At 28.6% G+C, this 7,660-nt stretch carries 4 protein-coding genes and 1 pseudogene; all 5 read left to right on the forward strand.

What is annotated here, in order from left to right; genetic code table 11:
* Nucleotides 1–199: 199 nt before the first annotated feature.
* The 5 genes and pseudogenes from RWN11_RS06175 to RWN11_RS06195 all read left to right on the forward strand — a co-directional run bounded on the left by RWN11_RS06175 (nt 200) and on the right by RWN11_RS06195 (nt 7,270).
* Nucleotides 200–415: a plantaricin C family lantibiotic gene (locus tag RWN11_RS06175; RefSeq protein ID WP_049522134.1), complete on the forward strand. Its 216-nt coding sequence runs from the start codon at nt 200–202 to the stop codon at nt 413–415.
* 82 nt (nt 416–497) lie between these two features.
* Nucleotides 498–3,749 carry a type 2 lanthipeptide synthetase LanM family protein gene (locus RWN11_RS06180; protein WP_314160892.1) on the forward strand — a complete coding sequence of 1,084 codons (3,252 nt, stop codon included), beginning with the start codon at nt 498–500 and terminating at the stop codon, nt 3,747–3,749.
* 6 nt (nt 3,750–3,755) lie between these two features.
* Nucleotides 3,756–5,879 (forward strand): peptidase domain-containing ABC transporter, encoded by a 2,124-nt coding sequence (locus RWN11_RS06185; RefSeq protein WP_314160893.1) that lies wholly within the window; start codon nt 3,756–3,758, stop codon nt 5,877–5,879.
* A gap of 81 nt (nt 5,880–5,960) precedes the next feature.
* Nucleotides 5,961–6,170, forward strand: a pseudogene (locus RWN11_RS06190) (iron-containing alcohol dehydrogenase); the annotation flags it as partial.
* Nucleotides 6,171–6,379: 209 nt separating this feature from the next.
* The gene (locus RWN11_RS06195) at nt 6,380–7,270 is read left to right on the forward strand and encodes a hypothetical protein (RefSeq protein ID WP_049474976.1); all 891 of its coding nucleotides are present in this window, start codon (nt 6,380–6,382) and stop codon (nt 7,268–7,270) included.
* Nucleotides 7,271–7,660: the final 390 nt, after the last annotated feature.

Below are 7,660 nucleotides of genomic sequence, written 5' to 3' on the forward strand. Positions count from 1 at the left end.
CTTTATTTGTTGGCAGATAAACGCATGATGAACATTATTTTTGCTTATAAATGACTGTAATCATAACTTTCAGAGTTATAATTACAGCGGATTTAAATATTTGTTACTGGTATCTCTTTTGAATTTTTTAATCCCAAAGGTTTGAGGTGTCACTATATTTAATAAGAGAAATCAGTAACTAGAAAGGGATTAAACAATTATGTCTGATTGGAAAAAACCTATTTACGAATCACTAAGTACAGAAGGTAATCCAGCTGGGGATATCTTGCGTGAACTTAGCGATAGCGAGATGGATCAAACTATGGCTGGCGGAACAGCTAGATCTTATTGTGCATGTTATTCAGGAGAGAATTCTTGTGGTCGTGGTTGTACTATCACCACAGAGTGTCCTTTCTTAACATTCATTTGTTGTTAATAGATTAATTCTATTGAATCTTTGGGATAGGTGACACCTAAAAGTAGGATGTCACCTGTTGTTTTATATTTAGGAGTTGAAAATGAATCGAAAATTAAACATAACAGATTTTAAAGATGCTTCTTATTTCTCTGAAAGAAAAATTTCTAGTCATGATTTAGGGGATGGTTTGAAATCAAGAAAAAGAAAAGAGTATTGGGATAATTTTATTGGAGAAGGTTCTAATGAATTTTGGGAATATTTACAAGAAAAAAATGATTTTTCTAAACATGATTTAGATATTTTTTTGGAAGAACATACATATGATGTGAAAGATATAGATTCATTTTCACATATGAACGAATTTATAGAGTTCTTTTTTAAGAGAAATGATTATACATTACCAGAGTTTTATATAGTTGACAGTGAGGGAAAACGAAAACCTATTTTCAGTAATTTTGTCATACCATTTTTGAAATTTGCTGCCTATAAACTTGAAGATAATTTGAGTAGTCAGAATTTGAAAGTCACTAGAGACGTCTTGAATAGTTTATTAATTGCGTTATTCCAACAAATTTTGAATATTTCTTACAGAACATTGATATTAGAATTACAAGTTCTGAAAGAACAAAATATGTTAAACGGTGAAACTGGAGAAAAAAGATTTAAATATTTTTCAGAAATATACTTATCGGACCATTTTTGGGATATATTAAAAGAATATCCTGTTATGTTTCGATTAATTATTGAAAATATTCAAAATTGGGTTACTAATAATGTAGAATTTTTAACAAACCTAAAAGAAGATAAAGCATTATTACAGGAACATTTTTCTATCAATGGGGAGTTAACAAAGATTGAATCTGGTGTGTCAGATTTTCATAATCATGGAAAATCAGTATATCTCCTTTGGTTTGGAACAAATAAGTTAGTATATAAACCAAGAGATTTAATATTGGATGTGAAGTTTCAAAACTTGCTTAGCTGGTACAACCTGAAATTCAATAAAAATCTATATGTAACAAATATTTTGAATCGTGGAAATTATGGATGGGTAGAGTACATAGAACACTTACCATGCACATATGAATCTGATTTTATTCAGTTTTATACACATCTAGGATACTTGTTATTCTTATTATTTGCTATGAGGGGAAACGATATTCATTTTGAAAATATCATAGCTAAGGGTAATAGACCAGTTCTTGTCGATATTGAAACATTATTTCATAATACAACGGAATACAGAAAGGAATACGAAACGGCAGATAAACTAATATTCTCTTTATTAGAAAAATCTGTGAAAAGAGTAGGTATTTTACCTAATATAGTTTGGGGTAAAGATGGGAACTCTGGGGTGGATATTAGCGGTCTAAGTTCAAGCGCAGGAGAGATGATTCCGATTGAACGTGCAAGTATCATGCATAGTATGACGGATGAAATGAAAATTGGTTATGAACAATCCGCATTGCAAAGTAAAGATAATCAGCCTTTTATTCAATCGGGCAAGGATGTTGATTTGAATTCATATAAAAATTACGTTTCTGCTGGCTTTAAAGAAGCTTATGAAATTATTTCAAAAGATCCTTCATCAATAGAAGAGTTTCTGGTTGAGATAGAAAAATTTAATAATGCGTATTCTAGACAAATAATGAGGCCCACACAATTTTATTCTAATTTAATACAAACATCTTATCATCCTAGTTTTTTAAGGAGTGGTCTAGATAGGGAAATGTTATTTTCAAAAGTTTGGAAAATAGTTTTTGAGGATAAAAAAGTACAAAGAATAGCTAGTTCAGAATTCGAATCATTATTATTGGGTGATATTCCATTATTTCAGACAAAAATATCTGATAGATTCTTATGTTCTGAACTAACGAAATATCAAAATTTCTTTAATATTTCAGGAATGGAATTAGCAATTCAACAAATAAAAGACTTTTGTCAGAAGGATATGGAATTTCAATTAAATTTGATTGAAACAACTTTGAATTACGATCCTTCTTATAATTTAGTTCAGGATTCTTTTGTACCTCTAAAACCATCTGTAAAAGTGATACATAATTTAAATCATAAAGAAATACAAGAAACTAAAAGTAGAATTGTACCTCTAACAGAAAAAATTGCTGACTATTTATCTAAAATTTCATATAGTGGTACTTCAGGAGATATATGCTGGGTAGACATGAACATACTGGGAGAGAAAACGAATGATTGGAATATGGTTCCAATCGGATGTGATCTGTATAATGGTATATCAGGTATTATGTTATTCTATTTATTCTTATATTTGGAGACCAAGAAAAAAGATTATCTCATATACTTGAAAAAATGTTACCGATCTCTCAAGTATTATTTAGATTCAAGAAAGCAATTTGCTACTCACTCTCAGGTACTGTTTGGAGGTTTTTCTGGAGAGACCCCTATTATATATGTATTGTTGTTACTGAAGACAAGGATGCCTGAACACTTTAATTCTGATGAACTAGATGTTTATATCTATGATATTATTGATGATTTAAAAAAAGGGTATAGATATGATGAAAATTTTGATGTTCTTGTAGGTTCTGCTGGTGCGATTATACATTTGCTAAATGTATTTGAAGTTACTAGAGACGAAGAACTCTTGATATTAGCGCATGATTTATTTAGTCATTTAGAAAAAAATTCTACAAAAATTACTGTTGAAGGGCAAGATGGAAGAGCATGGAAAGGAACGATGGCTTCCAATCCTTTAGCGGGTTTTGCACACGGAGTCTCAGGAATTGTGTGGGCACTGTCAAAACTTAGTAGATATTTCCCAGAAGATAAAAAGATTAAAACTCTAATTAAACAAGGTATAATTTTTGAAAATTCTATGTTTGATACTGAAAAATCTAATTGGTCTGATTATAGAGAAACCGAAAGTGGTATCAAATATAAGGATATTGTTGAAAATATCCCTGTTTCGTGGTGCCATGGTGCTCCAGGTATACTTATAAGTAGATTAGAACTGTATAAAAATAATACATTGAATGTAGAGTTTCGAAGAACAATGAAATCTGATATGGATGTAGCAATTGATACAACAATAAAATATGGTTTTGGAAAAAGCCACTGTCTATGTCATGGAGACTTAGGAAATTTAAACATTCTATTTTATGTTGCTAAGAAAATGTCCTCTGAGCATTTATACAATGTAGTTTACTCCTATCTTAATACGATTCTTGATGATTTAGAATCAGAAAATTGGAAATGCGGTCTTCCGTATAAGAATTCTCCAAGTCTAATGAGTGGAATAGCTGGAATAGGATTAGGCTTACTAACTTTGAATAATTTATCAATTCCTTCTGTAATTAATCTAGAAATTTGGTGATTCAAATTGAAAAAGGTAAAATTCATACAACAATTATCTGAGACCAGTTGTGGTTTAGCATGCATGGCAATGATTTTAGATTATTATGGGCATGAGGCAAACTTATATGAATTATGCTGTGATTTTGAGAATTCAAGGGATGGATTATCCATTAGAGATATTAAAAATATAGCTTCTTATTTTGGATTGGATTCAAAGGCGTCTGAGATTTTAAATGTTAAAACATTTTTGGGGAACAAAATTGTAGAACCCTATATAGCTTTAACTAGTAATGCTCATTATATTGTAGTGGAAAAACATAATGAGCATAGTGTAGTATTCATCGATCCAGAACAAGGTAGAATAACAGAAGATATATCAAACTTTGCAAATAATATATCTGGTATTGTAATCTTCTTCTCACCAAATAGGAAATTTACTAAAAAAAAGAAACACAATAATTTTTTTAAAATATTGAAGATAGGTAAAATTGATATTAAAAGGCTAAGTTATATTTCTTTAATATCAATCTTGGTACAGAGTCTCACCTTATTATTACCTTTGCTAACAAGGTTTATTATTGATAATGTAATTAGCAAAGGAGAAATGTATCGTTTAGGGATGCTTATTTCAGTTTTTTCCTTAATTATATTTTATGCGTTATTTAGCTTCATACGAACTAAATTAATCATTATAGTTGAGAAGAGATACATATTTACATTAAAAGATAAAATTGTTGGCAAAATTTTCACTCTACCTATGAAATTTTTTGATAGTAGATCTTCAGGTGAAATTGTAACTCGAATCAATAATTTAGATTCTTTAGAGAAAATAATTTCAAGTGGAATATCAAGTTTGTTAATTGATCTATCTACAATTATTATCGCTTTTATAGCTATGGCAATGATTTCATTATATTTCACACTTATAATCACATGTTTTGCTATATTTTTGTTTATTGTTTTATATTTTTTGTTAAAAAAACTGGAAGAAAAGAACTCAAATTTTATCAGTTCTAAAGAATTGACTCAAGGTTATCTGATGGAAATTTTTTCTAATTTATTATTTTTGAAAGTCTCAGCAAAAGGAGATGTTTCATATACTAAGTGGAAAGAAATGTTTAGTAATGAGCTTAAATTTGATGTAGAGCGTGAAAATTATCTAAATATTTTTCAGACTTTTATTTCTATTTATAGACTCGTACCAAACTTACTAATTTTAATTTTGGGAGGTCTCGAAGTACAGCAGCATATGATGTCTCTGGGGAATTTAATGTCATTTTTATCATTGGTTTCTTTGCTTCTTTCACCTATTACTCTAATCGTACAAAATTGTTTTCAATTTCAATTTTGTTTTACAATTTTAGATAGAGTTTTTGATATCATTTATACTCCAGAAGAAAAAAATCAATTTTCTATTTCTAAACTACCCCCATTTGAAATGATGACTTTCAGAAATTTGAGTTTTGCTTATAGTAGTGCCTATAAAGTTATTTATGATATATCATTAACTATTAAGAAAGGTGAACGTATTGCTATAGTGGGGAGGACAGGTTGCGGAAAAACTACACTTATTAAATTATTGCTACGGCTGTATGATGTAGAGAAAAATACGATTTTATATAATGGTAATGATATTAATTTGTTTGATTTAAATAGTTATAGGAAGAGTTTCGGAGTTGTTTTACAAAATGATGTAATGTTTAACGACACTGTGATTTCCAATATAGATTTAACTCATAGCCATTCTATGGAGGATGTCATTTCTGCAGCAAGTTTAGCTGAATTAGATATAGAGATTAATAATATGCCTATGGGATACTATACTAGTATTGGGGATAATGGTAATAATTTATCAGGTGGGCAAAGGCAACGCTTAGCAATAGCTCGAGCCATTTTGCAAAATCCAGAGATTATGATTTTTGATGAAGGTACTGGTCAATTGGACACTATAACAGAGAAGAAAATAATGGATAATTTAAAATATAAAGGAATTACCCAAATTTTTATAACTCATAGACTATCTAACGCTCAGGAATACGATAATATTATTGTTATGGATAACGGTAAAATCATAGATAGCGGAAAACATGATGAGTTATGTGGTAAAGAAGGTATGTATAAAAGGCTTTTTGAAACCTCATATAATTAATTTTGATTAGGTTTTATGAGTCTGTACAAAAAGTCTCGAAAAGCAGAACACGCATAGTATCAAGTAGAAGGTAAATCAGATGAAGAGTGTGCCGATTACGCAATTGCTGAGATTGAGAAGATTTCTGAGACAGTAGGTATTCCTAAGAAATTGACTGAACTTGGTATTGAAGAAAAAAATTTCGACTTTGAATACATTTCTAAGAATGCCTTGATTGATGCATGTGCACCAGAAAACCCATTTATGCCAACTTTAGAAGAAACGATTGATTTTTATAAAGAGTTGTTTTAAGAAATAATCAGTTTAATTGTTTGCTAACTTAAATGTTATTTAAAGGATTGAGTTTTGTACTGTACAATGCTCAATCTTTTTTTGTAGTATGGAGTAAAATATAGATTATCCTTCCCTTCTTATTGAAATCTATTTGGTAGTTTTTAAACTGAAAATATTTATTTTTTTTGTGTTATACTAATTTTATAATTACTTTAGGAGGAATAAAAATGGATTTATCATTTTTAGATTGGATTAGTCTAATAGCAAATATTGTAACTATTTTAGGGATAAGTGGGTTTTTAAATGATTATCTTAATAAAAGAAAAGATGAGAAAAAAATTTCTAATGACGTTTTATCTAACGCGATAAAATTAGCAAGTTTAAGTCTCGATATTTATGATCTAAAGGAACAAAAAATTTATAGAGCTTCTGATTATATCAAGGTAATAAAAACAAATCTTGAAGAATGGAAAGATTTAATAAATAATTTTGAGATAAATAGAGACTGGCAACAAGAAGAAAAATATAATCTACCAGATACAGAGGAGCATAATTTGACTTCAACTGAACAGTATAATGATGGGGAAGAGTATATGAGTACAGATTATGTATTTTGTGATGGAGAAAGTCAGCAATGCTTGTATGAGGAAGAGATACAGGATTATATAAATAATTTCAAAAAACTTTCAAAAAATGAGCAAGAGAACATATTAAAAATTGCAATATATAATGATATTTTTGATCAGCATTGGAAAAATTTCGAAGGGGATTTAAGATTATCAGAAAGCATTATTAGAGATTTTGTCGATGCAATTCTTTTATCTATTACATCCGAAGGTTTAACTTATAATGCTTATTTAAATAGTGATTTTGAGACATTAAGAGTAATTCAAATTGAAATAGATGAGCTACTAAAGTATATAGAATTGTATGTTAATTCAAATGTTAAATATGCAATTGCTCTTAAAAATCCATTTATTATTTTCCAAGAAAAATGGAAATCAAATCATAATCTTCCAATTGAATTTTCAATGGAGGATTATGCTATTCGTAGATTATCAATTATTGAAAAATTACTACTGTTACTAGATAAAATTGATAGTGAACTCCCAAAGTAAAAAATTGTTAAAGTTTTATACAATAATGGAATCTAAAATATATAATAAAAATTAGAATTTAGGTGTAAAAATATCTCTGGATAAAACTTTTATTTAGAGATATTTTTATATAAAATTTTTTATAAGGAAAAAGTTAGTCAAAAGACTTTATCTGAATCTAAATTCGGATAAGGTTTTTTATTTGCCTTGATTCTTTCATATACTTCATAGCTAAATTGGAGTAATAATTTATGAAAATCATTATCCTCACTATTATTACTTGTATTTATGGCTTGTTTATGTCGTTCAATATGAGAAAGAGCTCTTCTCAAATTTTCTTCTTTTAATTTGTTCATATTTATATTATAAACTGAAGACAGCTAATTTTGATATTTTTCTCTGAACTGTACG

Source organism: uncultured Gemella sp. (assembly GCF_963519265.1).
In the GTDB taxonomy this organism is placed as follows: Bacteria; Bacillota; Bacilli; order Staphylococcales; family Gemellaceae; genus Gemella.